Annotated in this window: 19 protein-coding genes and 1 pseudogene; 14 read left to right on the forward strand and 6 right to left on the reverse strand. The window is 62.0% G+C overall.

Features of this window, described 5'->3' with window-relative positions:
• Positions 1-47: 47 nt before the first annotated feature.
• Positions 48-1,046 (reverse strand): TIGR04024 family LLM class F420-dependent oxidoreductase, encoded by a 999-nt coding sequence (locus LDH66_RS19055; RefSeq protein ID WP_226482668.1) that lies wholly within the window; start codon positions 1,044-1,046, stop codon positions 48-50.
• A gap of 171 nt (positions 1,047-1,217) precedes the next feature.
• Here LDH66_RS19055 and LDH66_RS19060 point away from each other — a divergent pair, with 171 nt between their 5' ends.
• The 5 genes from LDH66_RS19060 (at position 1,218) to LDH66_RS19080 (ending at position 5,655) form a co-directional block, all read left to right on the forward strand.
• Positions 1,218-2,384, forward strand: a complete 1,167-nt coding sequence (locus LDH66_RS19060) for a thiolase domain-containing protein (protein ID WP_226482669.1) — start codon at positions 1,218-1,220, stop codon at positions 2,382-2,384.
• Entirely contained in the window at positions 2,381-2,758 is a 378-nt protein-coding gene (locus tag LDH66_RS19065) for a Zn-ribbon domain-containing OB-fold protein (protein WP_226482670.1), read from the forward strand. The genes LDH66_RS19060 and LDH66_RS19065 overlap by 4 nt, the downstream gene beginning before the upstream one ends.
• A 105-nt stretch (positions 2,759-2,863) precedes the next feature.
• Positions 2,864-3,742, forward strand: coding sequence for a 3-hydroxyacyl-CoA dehydrogenase family protein (locus tag LDH66_RS19070; protein ID WP_226482671.1), 879 nt, complete (start codon positions 2,864-2,866; stop codon positions 3,740-3,742).
• A 124-nt stretch (positions 3,743-3,866) separates the two neighbouring features.
• Positions 3,867-4,037, forward strand: coding sequence for a hypothetical protein (locus tag LDH66_RS19075; RefSeq protein ID WP_226482672.1), 171 nt, complete (start codon positions 3,867-3,869; stop codon positions 4,035-4,037).
• 4 nt (positions 4,038-4,041) lie between these two features.
• Entirely contained in the window at positions 4,042-5,655 is a 1,614-nt protein-coding gene (locus LDH66_RS19080; protein ID WP_226482673.1) for a sodium:solute symporter family protein, read from the forward strand.
• 139 nt (positions 5,656-5,794) lie between these two features.
• Here the strand turns inward: LDH66_RS19080 and LDH66_RS19085 are convergent, their stop codons facing one another.
• Complete coding sequence (locus LDH66_RS19085) at positions 5,795-7,417, reverse strand: long-chain fatty acid--CoA ligase (protein ID WP_425492975.1); 1,623 nt, start codon at positions 7,415-7,417, stop codon at positions 5,795-5,797.
• Between the two features lie 428 nt (positions 7,418-7,845).
• Positions 7,846-9,375, reverse strand: coding sequence for a class I adenylate-forming enzyme family protein (locus tag LDH66_RS19090; protein WP_226482675.1), 1,530 nt, complete (start codon positions 9,373-9,375; stop codon positions 7,846-7,848).
• Between the two features lie 434 nt (positions 9,376-9,809).
• On the opposite strand from LDH66_RS19090, the gene LDH66_RS19095 reads away from it, so the two are divergent.
• On the forward strand, positions 9,810-10,235 hold the full coding sequence (locus tag LDH66_RS19095) for an acyl-CoA dehydrogenase family protein (protein ID WP_226482676.1): 426 nt from the start codon (positions 9,810-9,812) through the stop codon (positions 10,233-10,235).
• Positions 10,236-10,526: 291 nt separating this feature from the next.
• On the forward strand, positions 10,527-11,516 hold the full coding sequence (locus LDH66_RS19100; protein WP_226482677.1) for an MBL fold metallo-hydrolase: 990 nt from the start codon (positions 10,527-10,529) through the stop codon (positions 11,514-11,516).
• Here LDH66_RS19100 and LDH66_RS19105 read toward each other — a convergent pair.
• Positions 11,501-11,769 (reverse strand): annotated as a pseudogene (locus LDH66_RS19105) (zinc ribbon domain-containing protein); the annotation flags it as partial. The gene LDH66_RS19100 and the pseudogene LDH66_RS19105 overlap by 16 nt on opposite strands.
• 124 nt (positions 11,770-11,893) lie before the next feature.
• On the opposite strand from LDH66_RS19105, the gene LDH66_RS19110 reads away from it, so the two are divergent.
• The gene (locus LDH66_RS19110) at positions 11,894-13,552 is read left to right on the forward strand and encodes a class I adenylate-forming enzyme family protein (protein WP_226482678.1); all 1,659 of its coding nucleotides are present in this window, start codon (positions 11,894-11,896) and stop codon (positions 13,550-13,552) included.
• A 232-nt stretch (positions 13,553-13,784) separates the two neighbouring features.
• On the opposite strand, the gene LDH66_RS23400 is transcribed toward LDH66_RS19110, so the two are convergent.
• Positions 13,785-14,030: a DUF7979 domain-containing protein gene (locus LDH66_RS23400; RefSeq protein ID WP_484549489.1), complete on the reverse strand. Its 246-nt coding sequence runs from the start codon at positions 14,028-14,030 to the stop codon at positions 13,785-13,787.
• 491 nt (positions 14,031-14,521) lie between these two features.
• On the opposite strand from LDH66_RS23400, the gene LDH66_RS19115 reads away from it, so the two are divergent.
• From LDH66_RS19115 to LDH66_RS19125, 3 genes are all read left to right on the forward strand, one after another.
• Complete coding sequence (locus LDH66_RS19115; RefSeq protein WP_226482679.1) at positions 14,522-15,670, forward strand: thiolase family protein; 1,149 nt, start codon at positions 14,522-14,524, stop codon at positions 15,668-15,670.
• Positions 15,671-15,938: 268 nt separating this feature from the next.
• Positions 15,939-17,030 (forward strand): amidohydrolase family protein, encoded by a 1,092-nt coding sequence (locus LDH66_RS19120; RefSeq protein WP_226482680.1) that lies wholly within the window; start codon positions 15,939-15,941, stop codon positions 17,028-17,030.
• Positions 17,030-17,407: a metal-sulfur cluster assembly factor gene (locus LDH66_RS19125; protein WP_226482681.1), complete on the forward strand. Its 378-nt coding sequence runs from the start codon at positions 17,030-17,032 to the stop codon at positions 17,405-17,407. The genes LDH66_RS19120 and LDH66_RS19125 overlap by 1 nt, the downstream gene beginning before the upstream one ends.
• 99 nt (positions 17,408-17,506) lie before the next feature.
• Here LDH66_RS19125 and LDH66_RS19130 read toward each other — a convergent pair whose 3' ends face one another.
• A complete protein-coding gene (locus tag LDH66_RS19130; RefSeq protein WP_226482682.1) occupies positions 17,507-18,256 on the reverse strand; it encodes an SDR family NAD(P)-dependent oxidoreductase in 750 nt (249 codons plus the stop codon).
• A 172-nt stretch (positions 18,257-18,428) separates the two neighbouring features.
• Here LDH66_RS19130 and LDH66_RS19135 point away from each other — a divergent pair, with 172 nt between their 5' ends.
• The 3 genes from LDH66_RS19135 to LDH66_RS19145 all read left to right on the forward strand — a co-directional run bounded on the left by LDH66_RS19135 (position 18,429) and on the right by LDH66_RS19145 (position 22,041).
• Positions 18,429-19,433 carry a thiamine pyrophosphate-dependent dehydrogenase E1 component subunit alpha gene (locus tag LDH66_RS19135; RefSeq protein WP_226482683.1) on the forward strand — a complete coding sequence of 335 codons (1,005 nt, stop codon included), beginning with the start codon at positions 18,429-18,431 and terminating at the stop codon, positions 19,431-19,433.
• Positions 19,430-20,395 (forward strand): alpha-ketoacid dehydrogenase subunit beta, encoded by a 966-nt coding sequence (locus tag LDH66_RS19140; protein ID WP_226482684.1) that lies wholly within the window; start codon positions 19,430-19,432, stop codon positions 20,393-20,395. Before LDH66_RS19135 ends, LDH66_RS19140 begins: the two co-directional genes overlap by 4 nt.
• 185 nt (positions 20,396-20,580) lie before the next feature.
• A complete protein-coding gene (locus tag LDH66_RS19145; RefSeq protein WP_226482685.1) occupies positions 20,581-22,041 on the forward strand; it encodes a 2-oxo acid dehydrogenase subunit E2 in 1,461 nt (486 codons plus the stop codon).
• Positions 22,042-22,051 lie beyond the last annotated feature (10 nt).

Consider the following 22,051-nt stretch of genomic DNA (forward strand, 5'->3'; position numbering starts at 1 on the left):
TGGAGCGTATCGGCTACAGGGCCGTTATCGGTCGATATCTCGACCGATCACGGCGCTAGCGCGGTCATCGTCTCGTGTATCTCGTCGGGTTCGGCTCCCCGCGGGAAGGAGACGTTGACGGCGTCCAGTCCGTCGATATCGAGGAACTGCTGCAGTTGTTCGCGCGCCTCTGCCGGCGTCCCCGCGGCCCCCATCTGGTCGCGCAACTCCTCCCGAACGATCGTCGTGGCGCGGTCCTTGTCGCCCTCCTGCCACAGATCGTGAATCTCGTGGGCGACCTCCTCGTACCCCTGACGGGCGAGGTTATCGCGGTAAAACGTTCCCATCCCGCCGATGTAGAATGCGGTGTGTTGGGCGACGAGTTCGCGGGCGCGCTCGCCGTCCGCGAGGGCACAGCAGCCCACGGCGAGCGTCACACGGAGGTCGTTGGGATCCCTGTCACCTAACTCGGCGCCGCGCCGGAGGTCCTCGAGTCGTTCCCTGAGGCCGTCTCTGGTGTAGTTGACGGCGTGCCAGCCGTCGGCGAAGCGACCGGCGAGTTCGACGGCCTTCGGACCGAGTCCCGCAGCGTCGACCGGTGGTGCCGGCTCCGGCGGGTCACAGCGCAGCCGAAACCCGTCCAGCGAGAAGTACTCGCCGTCGTAGGAGACCGTCTGGCCGGAGAGGACCTGCTGGACGATCTCGACCGTCTCTCGCGTTCGACGCAACGGGTTGCCGAAGTCCATCCCGTGCCAGTTCTCGATGACGATGGGGCCACTAGGGCCGACGCCGAGTCGGAAGCGGCCGTCGCTGGCCTCCTGCAGCGTGGCGGCTGTCTGCCCGAGCAGCGCCGGTGATCTGGAGTAGATGTTGGCGATGCTCGTTCCGATCCCGATCTCGTCGGTCCGTTCGGCGGTGGTCGCCATCGCGGTGACGGCGTCCCGTCCCCAGGTCTCCGGAAACCAGACGCGGTCGTAACCCAACTCCTCGGCGGTGACCGCTTGATCCACGAGATCCTCGAGCGTGGGCTGTGCACCGACCGGCAGAAAGACGTCCCTATCGGTCATGTCCGTCTCGTATTTCGCATTCATAATAAAAGTATACGACGGACTCGAGAATCGATCGCGACTCGGATCCGAACGGGTTCGACCGAACACGCTCGCCCCGTGTCGATCACGGCCCGCGTAGCGGAGGGTCAGCGATGGGATTTATACGCATACGCTACGCAGTGGGAGTCGATGGCACGAGCGAGTGTCGTGGGTGCCGGCATGACGACGTTCGGCCCCCACGAACGGACGCTTGCGGAACTGTTCGCCGACGCCGCACTCGAGGCGCTAGACGATGCGGGGACGACGAACGATAGCATCGACGCGTTCTATCTCGGGAACACGCTCGGCGGAATGACCGAAAACGAAACCCACCTCGCGCCGAAACTGGCGACGCACGTGGGGATCAACGGCGTGCCCGCACAGCGCTTCGAAGACGCCTGCGCGACGTCCTCGAACGCGTTCAAGCACGCGGTTCAGGCGGTCGAGAACGGCGTCCACGACGTCGTCCTCGTCGGCGGGGTGGAGCGATGTACGCCGGAGACGGGACTCGATACGCCGCGAATGACCGAGATATTCGCCAGCGCGTCGGACAGACAGTACGAGCAGCCGGCGGGGATCACCTTCCCCGGCGTGTTCGCGTTGCTGACCAAACGGCACATGCACGAGTACGGAACGACCGAGGAGCAACTCGCCAGCGTCGCCGTGAAGAACCACGCCAACGGCCAGCACAATCCCCACGCCCACTTCGGGAAGGAGGCGACCGTCGAGGAGGTGTTAGAGTCGCCGCTGATCGCGGATCCGTTCCGCCTGATGGACTGCTGTCCCTTCTCGGACGGAGCGAGCGCGGTCGTCGTCGTCGGCCCTGACGCGGCCGATTCGTTCGACTCGCCGGTCGACGTGAACGGAGTCGGCCACGCAACGGGAACCGTTCCGGCCGCGGACAAGGAGTCACTGACAGCGACCCAGCCGGCCCGCGACGCGGCGGCATCGGCGTACGAGCAGGCCGGTCGCAGTGCCGCCGACGTCGACTTCGCCGAAGTCCACGACTGTTTCACCGGTGCCGAGATACTCGCGACGGAAGCGCTCGGATTCTTCGACGACGGCGAGGGCGGTCCCGCCGCCGAAGCGGGGCGAACCGCTCTCGACGGTGAGATACCGATCAACCCCAGCGGCGGGTTGAAAGCGAAAGGCCACCCGATCGGGGCGACCGGAACCGCACAGATCGTCGAACTGACGACGCAGCTCCGCGGCGAGGCCGGCGATCGGCAGATCGCCGACGCGGAAACGGGGCTCGCGCACAATCTCGGCGGCGACGCCGGAACGACCCTCGTAACGCTCATGGAGGCGCGAGCATGAGCGCCGACGAACTGATCGACGGCGATCTGACGTACGCGTCCTGGAAACGAGCGCTCCGGGACGGCGTCCTCCTCGGACAGGAGTGTCGCGATTGCGGTCACGCCACCGCGGCACCGAAGGCGGCGTGTGCACGCTGTGGCTCCCGCGAACTCGAGACGGTCGAACTACCGGCGACGGGGACCGTCTATTCTGAGACCACGATCACCGTCCCGCCGCGACGGTTCAGTGACGAGGATCCCTATCAGGTGGCGATCGTCGAACTGGACGAGGCGCGCGTGATGGCACATATCGACGGTTCGGCCGAGATCGGCGACGAGGTCCGCCTCCGGGGAACGATCGAAGCGGACGACGCGCCGGCACCGCTTTTCGGATAGCGTATACGACGGTCGCGATACCCGTATCGCGATCCCCGGAGTCCGTCCGGCGACAGTAATTATATTACCGAGGGGCCGGATGGTAGTGGTGAGGTTTGACCTAGCATGAATGTTGCAGTCCTAGGAGCTGGCTCCATGGGTCACGGTATCGCCCACGTCAGCGCTCTCGGTGGACACTCGGTTATCGTTCGCGATGTCGAACAGGAACTCGTCGAAGACGGTCTCGGACAGATCGAGGCGAATCTCGAGGAAGGGATCGAACGCGAGAAGATTACCCCGGCAGAGAAAGAGGACGCGATTGAGCGGGTCACGGGAACGGTCTCGCTCGAGGCGGCCGTCGAGGACGCCGATCTCGTCATCGAAGCGGTTCCGGAACAACTCGAGATCAAGCAGGACGTCTTCTCGGAGGCCGAGGAGTTCGCGCCCGACGACGCGATCATGGCCACGAACACCTCGTCGCTGTCGGTCACGGAAATCGCCAGCGTGTTCGAGGAGCCGTCCCGCTGTATCGGCCTTCACTTCTTCAACCCCGCTCACATCATGCCGCTCGTGGAGATCGTCGTCGCGGAGCAGACGAGCGAGGAGACGAAGGAGTTCGCCGACCACTACGTCGAGAGCATCCAGAAAACGCCGACGACGGTCACCGACGTTCCCGGCTTCGCTTCGTCCCGACTCGGCGCGATGTTCAGTCTCGAGGCGATCCGAATGGCACAGGAGGGTGTCGCCAGCATCGAGGATATCGACGAGACGATGCGACTGGGGTACAATCTCCCGATGGGACCGATCGAGCTCGTCGACCACACTGGGGTCGACGTCAACGTCGAAGTGATGGAGTACCTCCGGGAAGAACTGGGCGAACGGTTCAAGCCGCCGCAGTTGCTGAAACGGAAGCTCCGTGCTGGAAAGCTGGGACGAAAGACCGGTGAAGGATTCTACGTTTGGGAAGACGGAGAGATCGTCGGCGTCAGCGGTGGCGAGGAGTAACCGAGTCGACTTCGGTCGCCGTCCTCTTCTTACAACGACGATTTCGTATTTTCGAGCCCGTAGCTGTCCCCGACAATTCATAATCTTTATTCACATACCCTGGAAATGGATGGGTGGATTCAATATGGTAGCACTTGACGTAATGATAGCACTCCTGCATCCGTTAGCCGCGATCGCCCTCTCAACGCTCTGGACGCTCAAGATACTACGGACGGAGTACCGCGAACACCTCTTGGAAGCGAACGTCGCATCGGAGGACGAACCGCGGACCGCAGAGCCGTCCACGGAGGTGTGAGTACATGGTCTTTGGTCTCGGGATGGTCGAAGTCGTGTTCTTCGCGGTACTGGCACTGTACGTCCTCGTCGGATTCATCCTCTTTCAGGTGATCGATATTCCGGAGGACTTCTACGTGATGGACAGGCAAGCTGGTGGCATCCTCATCGCCGGGACGCTGTTCGCATCCTTCATGAGCGCAAGTACGATGATGGGAATCGCCGGCATCGTGTACACGGAGGGCGCGGTGATGTGGCTGGCCATCTACGGCAGCTGGCCCGGACTAGTCGTCGGCATGTTGTACGTCGGCCGCCGGCTCCGCATGTTAGAAGACGTGACCGTACCGGATTTCATCGGCGATCGCTATCAGAGCGAATCTGTTCGCGTCACGGCGACGCTGATCATGATGGTCGGGCTCGTCGGCTACGGCGTGATCCAGCTGATCGGGGCCGGCTATCTTCTCTCGGGCGTCCTCAACGTCGTCGGATATCAGCAGATCGTACTCCTGTTCGGTGCGGCACTGCTCGTGTTCACCGTCGCCGGCGGGATGTACAGTGTCGTCGTGACGGACACACTCATGGCGGTGGCGATGGTCATTACCGGTCTCGTCCTCGCACCCATCGCTATCGGGCAAGCCGGCGGACTGGAGGCGTTGACGACGACACTTCCGGCCGAGAATCCAGGCGTTCTGACCGTCGGTGGTGCGAACATGGACATGCCGCTGGGATGGCTCGTCGGACAATGGATGCTGTGGTTCGCGTTCTTCATGGTCGCACCGTGGATCATCTCGCGAGCATTCCCTGCGAACAACGACTTCGATCTCATGACGGGGACGAACATCGCTACGCTCCTGTCGACCGTCGTCGTCACCGTGTTGTTCCTCGGCGTCTCCGCGACGTATCTGCTGAACTCGAGCATCGAGCCCGTCGACCTCGTCGTGATCTGGATGTCTCGAGAGCTGGTTGGCCCGATCACCGGCGGGCTGGCCATCGCCGGTATCATGGCGGGAATCCTGTCGACGACGTCGACGATCTTCATCTACGCCGGCTTCGGACTCTCGCGCGACCTCTTCGAACGGGCCGGCGGACGCGTCCTCTCCGAATCGCAGCGGCTCCTCGCCGCTCGCATCGCACAGATCGCTGTCGTCGCCGTCGTCACCCTCATCGCGCTGTTCGAGCCGCTCGGAATCTACTGGCTCGGCGCGTGGGCGGGCGCCCTGTTCGCCGTCGCGTGGGCCCCGATGATCATCGCCGGACTCGAGTGGGAAGGTGCGAACAAGTACGGTGCGCTCGCGTCGATGATCGGCGGCTTCGGATCGTACGTTCTCCTCTACCAGCTTTCCCAAGTCTGGGGGACGATTACGATCCCGTTCATGCTCGATCCCGTCATTCCGGCACTGGCTATCTCGAGCGCGCTGATGATCGGCGTCTCGTTGGTGACTGAGACCACCAGCGAGGAGGTCGAATTCTTCCGCGATGTGAGCGATCGGGCCGTGAGCGAAGCGACCGTCGAACAGCTCTCTCAGTCGGAACTTCGCAAGAAGTACAACCGGGCGAAGTACTTCGCGATCGGCATCCTCGTCGTCGGCGTCGTGATCTACGCCTATCTCTTCCTAACCGTCTTCCTCCCGCTTCTCTGAGGGGTGGTCCGTTTTTCCATCATTCGCCCTGTTGCTGGTCGAACGGACGCGGCCACCGCTCGAGTCAAAGCAGGGAAAATGATGATCGCGGAACGCACCTAGAAGTGCTTATCTGCCAGATAGTGCAGTTGTGAGTCGGTCAGTCGCCGCTCAGCGCGCCGCGCATCTCGGTGAACCGTTCCCGAAGCGTCTTCTTATCGAATTTCCCGGTGCTTGTGCGAGGGATTTCGGAGACGATCTCGACCTCATCCGGGAGCCACCAACTGGGAAATCGGTCGTCGAGGTGGTCGCGCAACGCCTCCGAGGAGACGTCCGCGTCGTCGTGTAGGACGACGTAGCTCAACGGCCGTTCCTGCCAGCGCTCGTGCGGAACACCGACGACCGCCGCTTCCTTGACCGCATCGTGGGCCATCAGTTCGTTCTCGAGTTCGACCGACGAAATCCATTCGCCGCCGCTTTTGATGATGTCGCTCGTCCGATCGACGATGTCGATGTAGCCGTGTTCGTCCCAGGTCGCCACGTCGCCAGTCTTGAGCCAGCCGTCGTCGGTGAACGACTCCTCGTTGGCTTCCGGCCGATCGTGGTAGCGGTCGGCGACCCACGGGCCGCGTACCTGCACCTCGCCGAACGCTTCGCCGTCGCGAGCCACGTCCTCACCGTCCTCGTTCCGAACACGCATCTCGATACCGGGAACCGGAATCCCGGCCTTGGCCCGATACTCGTATCGCTCTTCGGAGGGGAGCGCCGCCGTCTCCGAGGTCAGCGTACTGATCGTCTGCAGCGGCGATGTCTCGGTCATACCATACCCCTGCAACAGCGGCGCGTCGTACTCCTCGTCGTACGTCCGAATGAGCGATTCCGGCGGCGCACTCCCCCCGACGGTAATTCGATCGATGCTCGAGATGTCCGCCTCGGGATGATCGTCTAAGTACTCCGCGAGGTCGATCCAGATCGTCGGGACGCCGGCGGACGCCGTCACTCCTTCCGACTCGATGAGCGTTGCGACGTTTTCCGGTGAGAGGTCGCCGCCGGGGAAGACGAGCTTGCTCCCGCTGAATGCGGCTGCGTACGGGAACCCCCACGCGTTCGCGTGGAACATCGGCACCGCGACGAGGATCGTATCCCGTTGGCTGACGCGGTTCGTGTCGACGTGGCTGCACATCATACTGTGAAGATAGACCGCCCGGTGGGTGTACTGCACGCCCTTCGGTTTTCCCGTCGTCCCCGACGTGTAACAGATTCCGCACTCGGTCTCCTCGTCGATCTCCGGCCAGTCGTAGTCGGTCGGATGGCCCTCGAGGAGGTCCTCGTACGTGCAGATGGGATCGAGCGACGTCTCCGGGAGTTCGTCGTCGAGTACTACGTACTGCTCGACCGAATCTAGGTCATCGGCCAGGGGTTCGACGATCTGGACGAAATCCGGATCGAGGAAGACGACGCGATCCTTGGCGTCGGTGAAGAGATACTCGAGGTGTTCCTCCGGCAGGCGGTGATTGACCATGTGCATACTTCGGCCGCTGCACGCCGGTCCGTAGTAGAGCTCGAAGTGGCGGTAGTGGTTCGCCGCCATCGTCGCTACGCGGTCTCCCTGTTCAACGCCGAGTTCGTCGAGGGCGTGTGCGAGCTGACAGATCCGCTCGTACGCATCCCGATACGTGTAGCGATGAGAGGATCCGTCTGCTCTGCTCGTCACGAGATCTCTGTCCGGAAAGAGCGTGACAGCGCGCTCGAGCAACTGTTGCACCGTCAGTTCAGTGTCCATCATAGGCGTGCTATCGATTGTCTATACCACACTAAAAAACCCTATCACTTCTGATCTCTGTGAGAGCGAGTGGGGAATCGTCTCGAGAGCAACTGTATCGATCGTTGCTAGGTACGAAAACAGAGTCGGAAAAGGCAGGCGGGAAGTACGGTAGTAATGGGCTATGTTCGTTATTATTTCGGACGATAGCGAGTGACGATCTGAACTTGCAAATAGTATGCGTGGGTCAGTCAGCAACGATGGGAGTGGTGAGTGAGACGGTACGCCGCCCGCACTGTCGAGAGCATTTGCTCTTCTGACGCAGAAATCGAGATTCGGATCGGTATACGAACTGGCGATCCAACGAACGTTCCTTCAACCGAGAACGACCGTGAGGGAGTACTGAAACGAACGAATTCCGTGCTGGCAATACGACGCGTCGAGACGGACTACTTCAGGTCTTCTTTGACGATCTTTCCGGTCGGATTGCGCGGCAGTTCGTCGTGGAATTCGACCTCGCGGGGTTTCTTGAAGTCGGCGATACGGTTTCCGACGTACTCCGTGACCTCCTCGGCGGTCATCGTCTCTCCATCGTGGAGGACCACGGCCGCTTTCACCCGTTCGGTCCACTCTTCGTCCGGAACGCCGACGACGGCTGCCTCGGAAATGCTCGCGTGTTCGTGAAGCACTTCTTCGATTTCCGCGGGGTGGATGTTCTCTCCACCGGAAATAATCATATCATCGTGTCGTCCAACGAAATACAGGAACCCGTCCTCGTCCCGGCGTACGAGATCTGACGAGACGAAATACCCCTCATCGTCGAACACCTCCTCGGTCTTTTCGGGCATTCCGAGGTACTTTTTGAACGTTGTCGGTCCGCGGTACGCGATCCGCCCGATTTCACCGGGTTCGACCTCCTCGCCCGCATCGTCGACGACTTTGACCGCGACGTTGACGATCGGCTTTCCGATGCTCTCGGGCTTTTCGAGCGCGTTCTGTGGATCGAGGAGACAGGTGACCGGGGACATCTCGGTCTGACCGAACACCTCGTAGAGGTTCGCGTCGAACGAATCGATAATTTCCTCCTTGAGTTCCTCTCCGGACGGTGCCGCACCGGTCATGTAATGGTCGAACGAACTGAGATCGTAGTCGTCGAACCCGTCGACGTTCAGCAGTGCGCGGCTCATCATCGGAACGAAGAACGAGCCGGTGATGTCCTCGGCGTCGATAACGTCCATCACCCGAACCGGATCGAAATCGTTCATCAGATACGTCGTCGACCCACAGTAGAAGGTGTTGTTGAACAGTGCGAACGCCGCGATATGGAAGAGCGGTGTGACGACGAGGAACCTGTCCTCGTTCTCACCGAAGTTACAGCTGTACACCGTGTTCACCGAGTTCTGAATGACGTTATCGTGCGTGAGAACGCAGCCCTTCGGCTTTCCCGTCGTTCCACTGGTGTACATGAGTGCAGCGTCGTCGAGACGGTTCGGAACGACTTCGACCCGGTCGTCGGAGACGCCTTCACAGGCGGCGCGGAACCCGTCAGCGAAGTCGGGCACGTCCGCACCGAGGTACAGGTACTCCTCGATTCGCGTCTCTGACTGCGACGCGACCGCCGAGATCGTCCCTTTCGCGTCGCTATCGAAGACACAGAACTCCGCATCGCTGTCTCTGAGGACGTAACTGACTTCGTCGTCTTTGAACCGATGGTTGATCGGAACCGGGAGTGCACCGAGTTTCATCGCGGCGTAGTACGTCTGTATGGTCTCCGGATGGTTCTGCATGTAGACCGCGACCCGGTCTCCGTCCGAGACGCCGCGACTCGAGAGCATCCGCGCGATTCGGTTCACTCGGTCGTCGAACTCGCGGAACGTGATCACGTCTCGGTCGCCGCCGGTGAGGGTCACGAGGCAATCGTCGTCCGGATATTTTCGCGCATTCGTCACAGCGATGTCTCCGAGGGTCAAGCCGTCCATAGTCGCAATCTATCCGGTGCCACTATAATATTTTTCACGGGCTACTTCGACTGCCCCGGTCGCGACGCTCACCGCGTCCCGATCGCTCGATCGCTCGAGCAGTTCCTCTCGAATCAGTCGATTATTGGCCTCAGCGAACCGATTCATAACCCTGAGTGAAGCCGTTTGAGATCTGCTATCCGGAGGAGTAAATAACGTCCTGAGAGTGTTATTACCCGACCGTCCCGAAGGCCGAGATATGTCCAGCCAAACCACGGGCTTGTTTGTTACACGATAGCACAGTAGTGAACAGCCTCGGGGTCAAGCCCCGAGGCACTCGACCTGTTCCGCCTGTAGACACGATTCGAACGCGCTGGGAAACGGCGAAAACGGCGTTCGGACGAACTATCGATCGTTCGATCCGCAGACGCAGGGATTCGTCACTGAACCGGTCAGTGACGTCCCTCGGACGCGGTCGCGTCGAGATCGGCTGCGCGGAGTGGCTGCTCGACGAGGCCACGACCTACGCGAACGAGCGCGAAGCGTTCGACGAGCGGATCGGCCAATATCAGGCGATATCGCACAAGATCGCTCGCGGACAAGCGAACGCGCTGGCGGCCGACGCCGTCGGACTCAAATGCGCCTGGCTGCTCGATCAGGGCGAGCCGGCAATCGCCGAGTCGTCGATCCTCAAGTGGTTCGCCAGCAACGCCTTCTGGGAGACCGCCGACGACGTCGTCCAGATTCACGGTGCCAACGGCCTCGCCGAGGAGAACCCGTTCATGGACCGCCTCCACCGCGTCCGGATCCAACGAGTCGTCGAGGGGACCGACGAAATTCAGCTCGACACGATCGCCAAACAGTACGGCGTGGAGACGTAGGCCGGGAGACGGAGCGAGGAACTCGAGCGCACTGACCGGGGCGCGGCCCCGCCGATACGTATCGGCTTCGATCAGACCGTCCCACGATTATCGAACGCCGTCGGCCACCGGTTCGATCGGCGAGCGGTATCCCGTTCCGTTCCGAATTTCGGGACCCGGCATCGGAACGCGTCGAGGCACGACCGACCCGCCGGCGGGCGAAGGAGCCCTCTCGCTACACAGCGGCGCATCTATAGGATTGCTTTGCCGCTAATCGAAACTTATCCATCGTGGATCACCGTATCTAGCGGCATGAGTGAACCGAATCGGACCGCTAGGAACGATCTCAACGCGACGGTCCACCGGCTGGAATTCTCCGTCGATTGGGCGCCGGGTCACGCGGCGGCGTACGTGATTTCGGGTAACGAGCCGATCCTCATCGACGCGGGTACGCCCGGTGAGCGCGGCTCCGAGGAACTACGCGCTGAACTCGGCGACCACGGATACGATCCATCGGACATCGAACACGTGGTGCTTACGCACGGGCACACGGATCACGTCGGCCAGACGCCGACGCTGCTCGAGGCCGGGTCGCCGACCGTTTACGCGCCGAGACAACTCCGAGATCGATACGAGCGAGAGATGGAGACGGTCGCCGAGAGGACGCGAGCGAATCTACTCGAGGCCGGACTCGAACCCGAATATCTCGAGTCCGCAAGCGAACGCTTGCTTTCCGCTCACCGCACGGTGCGCGAATCGCTTCCCGAAGACGCGGTCGACGTCTGGATCGATGACGACCCGTTCACCGTCGGGACGCACGAAATGGAACCGATATATTCACCGGGACACCACATCAGTCACGTCTGCTTCGGAACGACGCTCGACGGTGACCGAGTCGTTTTCTCCGGCGACATGGCGATGGAACCGTTCCGCGCGCCGTCGCTACTCGTCAACTTCGACGACGGTGTCGAGGACAGCATCCGACTGTTTCGCGCGACGTTAGAGCGCCTCAAGACGTATCGGTTCGAACGGGTGTTCCCGGGTCATGGTCCGGTACACGACCGATACGATGAGTGTCTCGACCGATCAATCGCCGATCTGGAGTCCAAACTCGAGCGGTGCCTCGAGCGGCTCGAATCGGACCGAGCGACGGCCTTTCAGATCGCGACGGACAGAGCGGGCACGGAGCGTGGGATCAGTCGAATCTTCGCAGAGACCGTCGGACTCGTCGAATATCTCGAGGATCGAGGGGACGTCCGGAGCGTTCTCGAGGATGGCGTTCGATTCTACGAGAGTACGTGAACTACCCCACGTTTGTGTTGTCGATTCCGATCGTACCGCGTCCCGATATTCTTCGCGGCGTTGTAGTCCGTGTTGACCTCGTAGTCAGACTTCTGGCAAAGAACTGCTCGCCGGAGCGGGCTATCCCGTGCGTGAACCCACAGACAGTCCGAAAACAGCGTTGTGACGTGTGGTTCGGCTCGACTTGTTCCACGGAGACACCGCGTTTCAGGACTTTGTACTCGACATACTCAGACAGGCGTCGAAACGCCATGGTCTCCTCGGTATCGATAGTGTCGCGTACCGAATCGGTCACATCCTCATCGGGATCTGTCCTATCCCGATCCGTTCTTTCGGGAAACATATATCACGTTGCGTGTTGTCATTCCACAGCACATATGGAACTGCACGACCCGGATCTGATCGCCGAATACGAGGAGGCAGGCGCTTGGGGCGATGAGACGCTACTCGATCAATTCGCGGAGACTGTCGCACGCCACCCTGATCGGACGGCCGTCGTAGATCCACCGAACGCACACGAACTGGTCGACCGAGAGCCCGAGCGACTGACGTATGCGGAACTATCCGACGCCGTTGACGCCGTCGCAGTATCGCTGCGCGACCAAGGTATCGGGAAGAACGATTTCGTCGTCATGCAGTTACCAAACACGTGGGAATCGGCTATGCTGTACCTGGCGGTCGCTAGGGCGGGAGCGATCACGTCGCCGATGCCGATTCAATGGCGCCGACACGAACTCGAGCACGTAGTCGGCGTAACGGACGCCGTCGCCTACGTGGGTCCGCAGGAATTCAACGGGTTCGATCACGTCGAGATGGCGACGGCGTTCGCAGAGGATTCCGAAACGCTCGAGCGGATCCTCTCGCTTTCGGATATTCAGGAGTTTGCGACCGCCGATCCGGATACATCGGCATTAGAAGATATCGAGATCGGTGCCAACGAGGTGTTCAATCTTCAGTGGACGTCCGGGACGACTGCGGATCCGAAGGCGTGTCCGATGACGCACAACAATTGGCAGTCGAATCCGACACCACCGCTTTGCGATATGAACGAGGGTGATGTCGTTCTCTGTGCGGCGCCGTTAGTCAACATGACAGCGCTCGGTGTGAACTATGTCCCGTGGCTGCTCACGAGCGGTACGCTCGTACTCCACCACCCGATCGATCTGGGGCTCATGGTAGAGCAGATGCAAGACGAGGGCGTCACGTTTACTATTCTAGTACCGACGATGCTGAACCAATTGCTCAAACACCCTGATGTCGACGAGTTCGATCTGAGCAGCGTCGAAACGATCACAACCGGATCAGCTGCGCCGTCGGAATGGGCGATGCAGGAGTTCGACGAGCGATGGGGGATCGAAATTATCAATATCTGGGGTCAAAATGAGGGTACCTCCGCCATCAGCGGCCCGAAGACGACACCGTTGGAGCGGCGTGCGACGGATTTCCCGCGATTCGCAGCGGATGTCGACTGGGGAATCGACGACCCGCGGATCGATACCGTCGACATACGAATCGTCGATCCGGAAAGCGGCGACGAGTTGACGGAACCCGGCGAGGTTGGTGAGGTCGCGTTTCAGGGGCCGGGGCTCATGGCGGGCTATTACAACCAACCCGAACTCACCGAAAACGCGTTTGACGAAGACGGGTACTTCCACACCGGTGACCTGTTCCGGGTCGAAGAAGACGACTACATGAGTTTCTTCGACCGAAAAAAAGACGTCATCATCCGGGGTGGGTTCACGATCAGCGCGAAAGAAGTGGAGAACATCGTCATCGAACACCCGAAAGTGGCGGACGCGGCCGTTGTCGGCGAACCCCACGACGACCTCGGAGAGCGCGTCGCGGTCTTCGCCGTACCGCAACCCGACACGGAACTCGAACTTGAAGACATCACGGAGTACATGGGTGACGATGTCGCCGTTTATAAGCGACCGGAGCGACTGGAAGTCGTCGACGAAATCCCGAGGAACCCGGTCGGGAAGATCGTCAAAACTGCCCTCCGAGACCGACTGGAGGCAGCCGAACCCGCTAACTGAGGGTTCCGAATACTGGATGAATACGGGGTGAAGCGATACGAGGAGAGGTGATTGATTTCTTCACAGCGTCGGAAACTGCTGGGTGGAGCGAATGGGGACCGTTGAATATCGGATTGTACGGCCTTGTATATACCACAGGAGATCGCACGATGCGAGATACCGAACCGACTACTAGGTGCGACGATGAGGTGCGTATCGGGATGCGACCCTCTCGAGATTCCGATCGGAGTAGTTAGCGAACATTCGGAGTCGACGCCGGTTCTTCGCGGACCGTGATTCGATAGTAGTCAGTGAACTTGACGATATCGTACGATTCGAACGCGGCGCAGATTCGTTCAGGAACCGCCACATCACCCTCGTCGACTTCAACCAAACAGGGCAAACACTCTTTTGCGCGTTCTGGAAGTTCGTCGTAGTGGTACACCCTCGAGTCTGACGGTACCTGCTCTACAGGAGAGAGTGTGATCATCTCTGGCATGCGTATGCATTACAAAGTGTGGGCTCCGTCCGTTTGTATGTTTTCTCAGCAGTATAACACGTTCGCGGCTTTGTACTACTTACGGCACCGTCGCTCCTGTTGGACGGTCGGAAGTTCGCTCGTGTTGTACACTCAAAATGAATCTTTTGAGACCGGGTATCTCGACGAGCGTTCGAAACTGTCCGCCGGAACAATCCAGCGACAATCGAGCGTGAAAGGGTTGCAAACTCGTGATACGGCGTCGGTACCTGTACCTGGATGCTGTCGATCGATTCCTATTCGGTCCCGGATATTTTCTTACGTGTTCACGTAGACGAACCAGCGCGACGAAGTCGCTGTCTCCTACGTCGTCACAGGGATGATCGAACGACGAAATCGAGATGACCGACATCCGTACACGGTTACAACCGTGTGCCTCCCCTACTGGGAAATGAGCAACGAGGTACAGGCAAAGCCTCTTATCGCCGCGAATGATAGCAGTACCCGTGTCAATGAAAGACGCAGTTATCGTCGACGCAGTACGGACACCGTTTGGCAAACGTGACGGATCGTTCCGCGACACGCATCCCCAGGATCTCGCTGCAGAACCCCTAACGGCACTCCGCGAGCGCAACGGGTTCGAGCCGGAAACGATCGAAGACGTCATCTACGGCTGCGTGACGCCGATGGACGAACAGGGACTCAACATCGCCCGGCTCGCGCCGATGGTCGCCGGCTGGGGCGATATCGTCCCGGGGGTTCAACTCAACCGGATGTGCGGGTCGGGCCAGCAGGCGGCTAACTTCGCCGCGTCGAACGTCATGGCCGGCCAGCACGACGTCCTCATCGCCGGCGGCGTCGAACACATGACCCGCGTCCCGATGGGCTCCGACGACGGCGGGCTAACGGACACGTATTTCGAGCACTTCGACGAGCGGACCCACCAGGGTGAGGGGGCCGAGCGCATCGCCGAGGAGTACGGCTTCACGCGCGAGGAACTCGACGAAATCGCCGTCGACTCCCAGCAGCGCTGGAAGGAAGCCTGGGACGAGGGTCGCTACGACGACCAGATCACGCCGGTCGAGACCGAACTCGACGGGGAGGAGGTCGTCGTCGAGCAGGACGAACATCCCCGTCCCGGCACCGACATGGATACGCTCTCCGATCTTCCCCTCTCCTTCCGCGAGGAGGGCGAGGGCTTCCACCATCCTGGCAACGCCTCGGGGATCGTCGACGGCTCGGCCGCGCTGTTGATCGCAAGCGAGGAAGCCGCCGAGAGACACGGTTGGGAACCGATGGCCCGCATTCGTCAGACCGAGGTCGTCGGCGTCGACCCCATCACGATGTTGAAAGGGCCGATTCCGGCCACCGAGGGGGTCCTCGAGAAGGCCGACATGACCGTCGGCGACATCGATCTCTTCGAGGTGAACGAGGCCTTCGCATCGGTCGTCGCCGCCTGGCTCGAGGAGACGGGCGCGTCCTGGGAGGACGTCAACGTCAACGGCGGTGCGATCGCCCACGGCCACCCGCTGGGCGCGACCGGGGCGATGTTGCTGACCAAGCTGGCCCACGAACTCGAGCGGACCGGTCAGGACACCGCGCTGTCGGCGATGTGTATCGGCTTCGGCCAGGGCATCGCGACGATCCTCGAGCGAGTCTAGCGGCGACGGCTCGCTTCGGTGACCGTCGTCGGTCCTTCGGCGGTCGAATCCCTAGAGCGTTCCCCGCTGCTACCCGTTGGTACCGGTTTCTGGAGGGTACATCGAATCTCGGCTCCTGTGATGACCGTGTCTCCCGGCTCATTATCCGAACCTCGTCCGAAGTTATTAATGGTTGTACGTTAACAATACACAGGTATGGCGTCACATACTACTGTCATATTCGGTGTGAGTGCGAGCGAAGAAACCGAGGCCGAAACGGAGAGTGCCCATGTTAGACCTTGAGGAGACGTTCGTGTACGACGCGGTAACGCACTCGTACAACATGTCCCCGTCGAACTACCGTAACGAACAACACGCCGAGGGGATCACGGAGATGCTCTTCGGGAACGTGTCGGCCGTCGTCGCCGACGAGTACACGCTCACCACGGAGGGCTTCGTGCGGGATTGGGGCGTCGAAGAGACGGCGACCATGCTGTTCGAGGAGAGTTACACGGACATGGCGACGTTCCATCCGGTACCGATGTACGCCTTCCACGACGGGCTGGTCGCCAACGACAAAGCGGGTGCGGTCGTGGACCGATGGCCCGACCGGTTCCGTTCGTACGCCTGCGTGGATCCGCTCCGAGACGAGTGGGAGGACGAACTCGAGGCGCAAGTTCGGGACTTCGATCCGCTCGGGATCAAACTCTATCCGTCCCACTGGAGCGAGGATCATCACGAAGGCTGGAGCATGGGTGATCCGGAGGTCGCGTTTCCCGTCTTCGAGAAGGCGCACGATCTCGGCATCGAACTCATCGACATTCACAAAGCAATTCCCTTCGGACCCGTCCCGCGGGGACCGTATCACCCCGGCGACGTCGACGAGGCGGCCGAGAGCTTCCCCGATCTCACGTTCAGTATCGTCCACGGCGGTTATTCGTTCACCGAGGAGACCGCCTGGCAGCTCGCTCGCTTCCCGAACGTCTACGTGAATCTGGAGGGACTGCCGGCAATTCTACTCGGTAACGAACGGCGGTTCGGCGAGTTGCTCGCCGAGTTGATCAGCTTCCTCGGAGAGGACGGAATGGACCGGCTGTTCTGGAGTTCGGGAGCGATGTCCGTCCACCCGCGGCCGCAACTCGAAGCGTTCCGCGATTTCGAGTTCTCCGAGGCGGTCCGCAAGAACACCAGTATGATGGGCGAACTCCCCCAGATCACCGACGATCACAAGCGGAAGATCCTCGGAGAGAACTACGCGAATCTCATCGATCTCGATATCGACGAGGCCCGTACGCGTATCGAGGACGACGAGTTCAGTAGTGCGCGAGCGGACGGGGAACTCGCGGACCCGTACTCGACGACGAACGCCGAGGTGGCGTGATGTCCGCCCTAGAGAACCGAATTCGCGAGCGGCTGGACGAGGTCGTCGATCCGTGTAGCGCGGCCAACGGGACGGATCTCAGTATTATCGAAATGGGCCTCCTCGACGAGATCGACGTCGACGAGGGCCACGTCACCGTCTCGATGCGACTTACCACGCCCTTCTGCATGCAACTCCCCTACTTCGTCGAAGAGATCGACGAGCGGGTCGGCACCATCGACGAAGTGGTATCCGTCACCCTCGAGACGGACGAGGGCGTCAACTGGCACACGGGGATGATGTCCGAGGAGGCACAGAAACAGCGACGGGAACGCAAAGCCGCCCGCGAAGCGGAGTACTTCGACGAGCCGTCCGAGGACGTCCGCGCCGACGATTGACGGAGGAGGGGTGGCAGAGACCGTTTCTTACAACATCAATCGGATGCCCGTCCGTAACGAACGAGCCGCGTCAGCGGCGAGTAAGGAGGGGAGAGGAGGTCACACGTAGCCGGCGTCGACTTTCAGCGCCCGACCGGTCACGTACGACGCGTCCTCGCTGGCGAGGAAGGCGACGCAGGACGCGACTTCGTCGGGATCGGCCCAGCGGTCGAGCGCCGTCTGCCGGCGCATCGCCTCCTGTTCCTCCTCGGAGTACCACTCGTCGGTCATCGCCGTGTCGATCAGACCGGGACAGACGGCGTTGATGCGAACGTCGTACTGTGCGAATTCGCCCGCGACGGACCGCGTGAAGTGCAGCACTGCCGCCTTCGTGAGCGCGTAGGACGTGATCGGGGCCGGCTTCCATCCCGCCATCGAGGACGTGTTGATGATCACGCCGCCGTCGTCCGCCTCGAACAGCGGGAGCGCGGCGTGACAGCCGTTCCAGACACCCTTGAGATTCACGTCGATCAGTTCGTCCCTGTGTTCGCGCGTCGTTTCGCGGAAGGACCGCGCCTCGCCGATACCGGCGTTGTTGAACAGGACGTCCAATCCGTCGTAGTCCTCGGCGACGGCGTCCAGACACTCCTCGAACCGATCGTAGTCGCTGACGTCGAGCGATCGGAACTCGGCCGTCCCGTCGGCCGCCTCGTTCGCGTCGATCCGCTCGACGGTCTCTTCGCCTCGTTCGTCGTCGATATCAGTGACGACCACGTCGACGCCCTCCTCGGCCAGTCGGTGCGCCGTCGCGCGGCCGATCCCGGACGCACCGCCGGTAACGACTGCAGTCTTTCCGTGCAATCCTCGCATGCGTTCCGGTAACACGGTTATTCTATAAGAAAGTACGCCTCGAGCGCTCCCGGCCGCTCGATCGTCTGCCACACGGAATTCGCGGAGAGATCCGCCAGCGGTGCTATCGCGATGACGCTCATCGGGGGTAGATTTATGCAGTAGACTGAAACACCCTTAGATGTGGGATCGAATGACACAGAACGTTAGCGTCGACGACGACACGGCGAGAGATCTCCTCGAGGAGATGCTCCGCATCGATATCTTCGAGGAGGAGACGAAAGAGCGGTTCGGAGAGGGGGAGATTCCGGGATTCGTTCACCTCAGCGGCGGCCACGAGGGATCGCACGTCGGCATGGGCGCCGCGATGCGGGACGACGACTGGCTGGCCGTCGGCGGTGCGCGACTGATCGGCCAGTATATCGCGAAGGGCGTACCGCTACCGGAGATCATGGCGGAGCTCTACGGACGCGTCGGGGGATCGAACAAGGGCCACGGCGGCCAGATGCACGTCTCCGACGTCGATCGGAGGCTGTACGGACACGCCGCGACGATCGGCTCCGGGCAGAATCCCGCCGTCGGACTCGGGCTGGCGGAGGAGATGAAAGGGACCGACAACGTGGCGGTGACGACCATCGGCGACGGCGGGACGAGTCGCGGCTCGTTCCACACGGCGCTCGTCTTCGCCGCCTACTGGGACCTGCCGGTCGTGTTCATCATCGAGAACAATGAGTGGGCCATCTCGACGCCCGCCGAATCGCTGTCGCCGGACCACCTCTCGGATTACGGAATTCCGCACAACATGCCGACCGAGAGCATCGACGGGAGCGACGTCGAGGAAGTGTACCACACGGTCGCCGAGGCGATCGAGCGCGCCCGCAACGGCGAGGGACCGACGGTCATCGAGAGCCGCGTCGTCCGTCTCGTTCCCCACTTCGAAGGGGACAAGGAGACCTACCGCGACGAGGAGGCCTACGAGCGGGCCAAAGAGGAGAAGGATCCGATCGAGAACTATCGGGAGCGGCTGCTCGAGAACGACGTCATCACCGAGGACGAACTCGAGGACATGGTCGCGAACATCGAAGCGGAGGTCGAGGAGGCCGTCGAGTTCGCTCGCGAGAGCCCGGAACCGGAGCCGGAAGCGGCCTACGATCACGTCTACCAGCTGCCCCTCTACGGGCAGGGTGAGGAACAATGACACGAGAGATCACGTACGTGCAGGCGATCGCGGAGGCGATAGACGAGGAACTGGAACGGGACGAGGAGGTCATCCTGTTCGGCGAGGACGTCGAGGAGTTCGGCGGCAACTTCGGCGAAACGGAGGGGTTGTACGAGAAACACGGTCGGAACCGAGTGCGGAACACGCCGCTGTCCGAAATCGGGATCGCAGGAATGGCCCTCGGCGCTGCCGTCGGCGGGATTCGGCCCGTCGCGGAACTGCAGTTCGCTGACTTCGCGGCGACGGCCGGTGACGAAGTCTTCAACCAGATCCCGAAACAGCCCTACGTCAGCGGCGGCCAGATCGAAGCGCCGCTTACCATCTTCGCGCCGTCCGGGGCCGGAATCGGTGCGGGCGCACAGCATTCGCAGTCCGTCCACTCCTGGCTCGGCAACGTACCGGGGTGGGTCGTCGTCACCGCGACGACGCCCTACGACGCGAAGGGGCTGTTCAAGAGCGCCATCCGGGACAATAACCCGGTCTTCTTCCTCCCCCACAAGATGCTGAGCGAGACGAAAGGCGAAGTGCCAGACGAGGAGTACACGCTCCCGCTCGGGGAAGCCGCGGTCGAGGAGGACGGCGAGGACGTCACCGTCGTGGCGACCCAACTCATGTTCCACCGCGCGAAGGAAGCCGCGGCCGAGGTCGATGCGGACGTCGAGATCGTCAACCCTCGGACGTTCGCCCCGCTCGACACCGAGACGATCGCCGAGAGCGTCCGGAAGACGGGGCGACTGGTCGTCGTCGACGAGACCGTCGAGCGATACGGGACGCAGGGCCACATCGCGAACGAGATCGTCGAGAACGACTTCTTCAGCCTCGACGCGCCGCCGAAGACTATCGGCGTGAAGGACATCCCGATTCCGCTGAGTCCGCCCCTCGAGCAGGAGGCGCTGCCCTCCGCCGACCGGATCGCGAACGGGATCGAATCGCTCTTCTAGCGAACGGGCGACCGGCGACCGGGGAACGCGCTTCTCCGGTCGCCACCTCTCGTCTCGAGGACCGGAGTCGCGACGGAGCGCGGAGACCGGCGGCGACGCGAGCGCTCGGCATCCCGGCACTCGCGGACGAACGGGGATCGAATCGGGTGAGAGTTTAAATAGAAGGGTGAACCATGGTACCAAACATGGTAGACGTAGTACGGATTCCGAAGCTCGGGCTGAGTGACTACGGAGATCTCGTCGCCTGGGAGGCCGATACGGGCGATCGAGTGGAGACGGGGGACGTCGTCGCCGTCCTCGAGTCGGAGAAGGCAAGCGCCGAAATCGAGGCGCCCGCGAGCGGAGTCCTGCTCGCGCAGTACGTCGAGGAGGGCGAAGAGATCGCGATCGAAGTCGGGAAACCGCTCGCGGTGATCGGCGAGGAGGGGGAATCGGCACCGTCGCTGTCGGAACTCGAGGACGGAGAAAGCGACGAGCGGCCGGCGGACGCCGGCGAGGCGTCGTCGGCCCCGGACACCGGATCCGCGGACGGCGCGGAAGCCGACGGCGGACCGGTGACCACGGACGTCAAGGCGACGCCGCGCGCCAAGCGCCGCGCCAACGACGCGGACGTCGATCTGGCGGAAATCGATGGAACCGGACCGCAGGGCGCGGTCACCGAGGGCGACATCGAGGACTACCTCGAGAGCGGCGGATCGTCGGCAGGGAGCGGTGACGGAGCGTCAGCAGAGGGCGGCGACGAGTCCGATTCCGATGCCGCGTCCGCGACGGACGACGTCAAGGCGACGCCGCGGGCGAAACACCGCGCCGAGGAGGACGGCGTCGACTTATCTCGGATCGACGGGACGGGCCCGCAGGGAGCGATTACCGAAGGTGACGTCGAAGCGTTCGCGGGCGGTGCCGACGCCGACGGTCCCGACGCGTCGGCGGCCGCGAGCGACGAGCAGACCACCGACGGGCTCACCGTGACGGAATCGCGGGAACTCACCGGCGCGCGGAAGACGATCGCGGAGCGCCTGAGCCGGAGCGCTCGAGAGAAGCCCCACGTCATGGGGACGCGCGATATCGGCATCGAACGGCTCGAAGAGGTCAGGGACCGACTCGAGGAGAAGGGCGTCGACGTCTCACTGAACGACCTCATCCTCCACTTCGTCGGCCGAACGCTCGAGGATCTCCCGGAGTTCAACGCCCACTTCGAGGACGGCGAACACCGCCTCATCGACGAGGTTAACGTGGGCTACGCGGTCGACAGCGAGAACGGGCTCATGGTGCCGGTTATCGACGACGTGCCGAACCGCGACCTCGAGGACCTGGCGTCGGAGCGGCAGCGACTCGTCGAGACGGTCCTCGAGAACGAGCACACGTCGTCGGACCTCCGGGGCGGGACCTTCACCGTCACCAACGTCGGCGTCTTCGACATGGACGTCTCCTACTCGATCATCAACCCGCCGCAGGTCGCGATCCTCGCACTGGGTCGGCGCAAGCCGATTCCGGTCGAGCGCGACGGCGACGTCGACTTCGAGCGCGCGATCACGTTCAGTCTCACGATCGACCACCGCGTGCTCGACGGGGCCGATTCGGGCGCGTTCCTCGAGCGACTCGCCGAGTACCTCGAGTACCCCGGACGGGCGTTCGACGCCGTGTAACGCACAGTCG

The sequence above is a fragment of the Natrinema amylolyticum genome, from assembly GCF_020515625.1.
Taxonomy (GTDB): domain Archaea; phylum Halobacteriota; class Halobacteria; order Halobacteriales; family Natrialbaceae; genus Natrinema; species Natrinema amylolyticum.

Bases quoted from the DNA above. Each gene is read 5' to 3' on its own strand.
- LDH66_RS19055 (WP_226482668.1), bottom strand. From the start codon at position 1,046: ATGACCGATAGGGACGTCTTTCTGCCGGTCGGTGCACAGCCCACGCTC.
- LDH66_RS19060 (WP_226482669.1), top strand. From the start codon at position 1,218: ATGGCACGAGCGAGTGTCGTGGGTGCCGGCATGACGACGTTCGGCCCC.
- LDH66_RS19065 (WP_226482670.1), top strand. From the start codon at position 2,381: ATGAGCGCCGACGAACTGATCGACGGCGATCTGACGTACGCGTCCTGG.
- LDH66_RS19070 (WP_226482671.1), top strand. From the start codon at position 2,864: ATGAATGTTGCAGTCCTAGGAGCTGGCTCCATGGGTCACGGTATCGCC.
- LDH66_RS19075 (WP_226482672.1), top strand. From the start codon at position 3,867: ATGGTAGCACTTGACGTAATGATAGCACTCCTGCATCCGTTAGCCGCG.
- LDH66_RS19080 (WP_226482673.1), top strand. From the start codon at position 4,042: ATGGTCTTTGGTCTCGGGATGGTCGAAGTCGTGTTCTTCGCGGTACTG.
- LDH66_RS19085 (WP_425492975.1), bottom strand. From the start codon at position 7,417: ATGGACACTGAACTGACGGTGCAACAGTTGCTCGAGCGCGCTGTCACG.
- LDH66_RS19090 (WP_226482675.1), bottom strand. From the start codon at position 9,375: ATGGACGGCTTGACCCTCGGAGACATCGCTGTGACGAATGCGCGAAAA.
- LDH66_RS19100 (WP_226482677.1), top strand. From the start codon at position 10,527: ATGAGTGAACCGAATCGGACCGCTAGGAACGATCTCAACGCGACGGTC.
- LDH66_RS19110 (WP_226482678.1), top strand. From the start codon at position 11,894: ATGGAACTGCACGACCCGGATCTGATCGCCGAATACGAGGAGGCAGGC.
- LDH66_RS23400 (WP_484549489.1), bottom strand. From the start codon at position 14,030: ATGCCAGAGATGATCACACTCTCTCCTGTAGAGCAGGTACCGTCAGAC.
- LDH66_RS19115 (WP_226482679.1), top strand. From the start codon at position 14,522: ATGAAAGACGCAGTTATCGTCGACGCAGTACGGACACCGTTTGGCAAA.
- LDH66_RS19120 (WP_226482680.1), top strand. From the start codon at position 15,939: ATGTTAGACCTTGAGGAGACGTTCGTGTACGACGCGGTAACGCACTCG.
- LDH66_RS19125 (WP_226482681.1), top strand. From the start codon at position 17,030: ATGTCCGCCCTAGAGAACCGAATTCGCGAGCGGCTGGACGAGGTCGTC.
- LDH66_RS19130 (WP_226482682.1), bottom strand. From the start codon at position 18,256: ATGCGAGGATTGCACGGAAAGACTGCAGTCGTTACCGGCGGTGCGTCC.
- LDH66_RS19135 (WP_226482683.1), top strand. From the start codon at position 18,429: ATGACACAGAACGTTAGCGTCGACGACGACACGGCGAGAGATCTCCTC.
- LDH66_RS19140 (WP_226482684.1), top strand. From the start codon at position 19,430: ATGACACGAGAGATCACGTACGTGCAGGCGATCGCGGAGGCGATAGAC.
- LDH66_RS19145 (WP_226482685.1), top strand. From the start codon at position 20,581: ATGGTAGACGTAGTACGGATTCCGAAGCTCGGGCTGAGTGACTACGGA.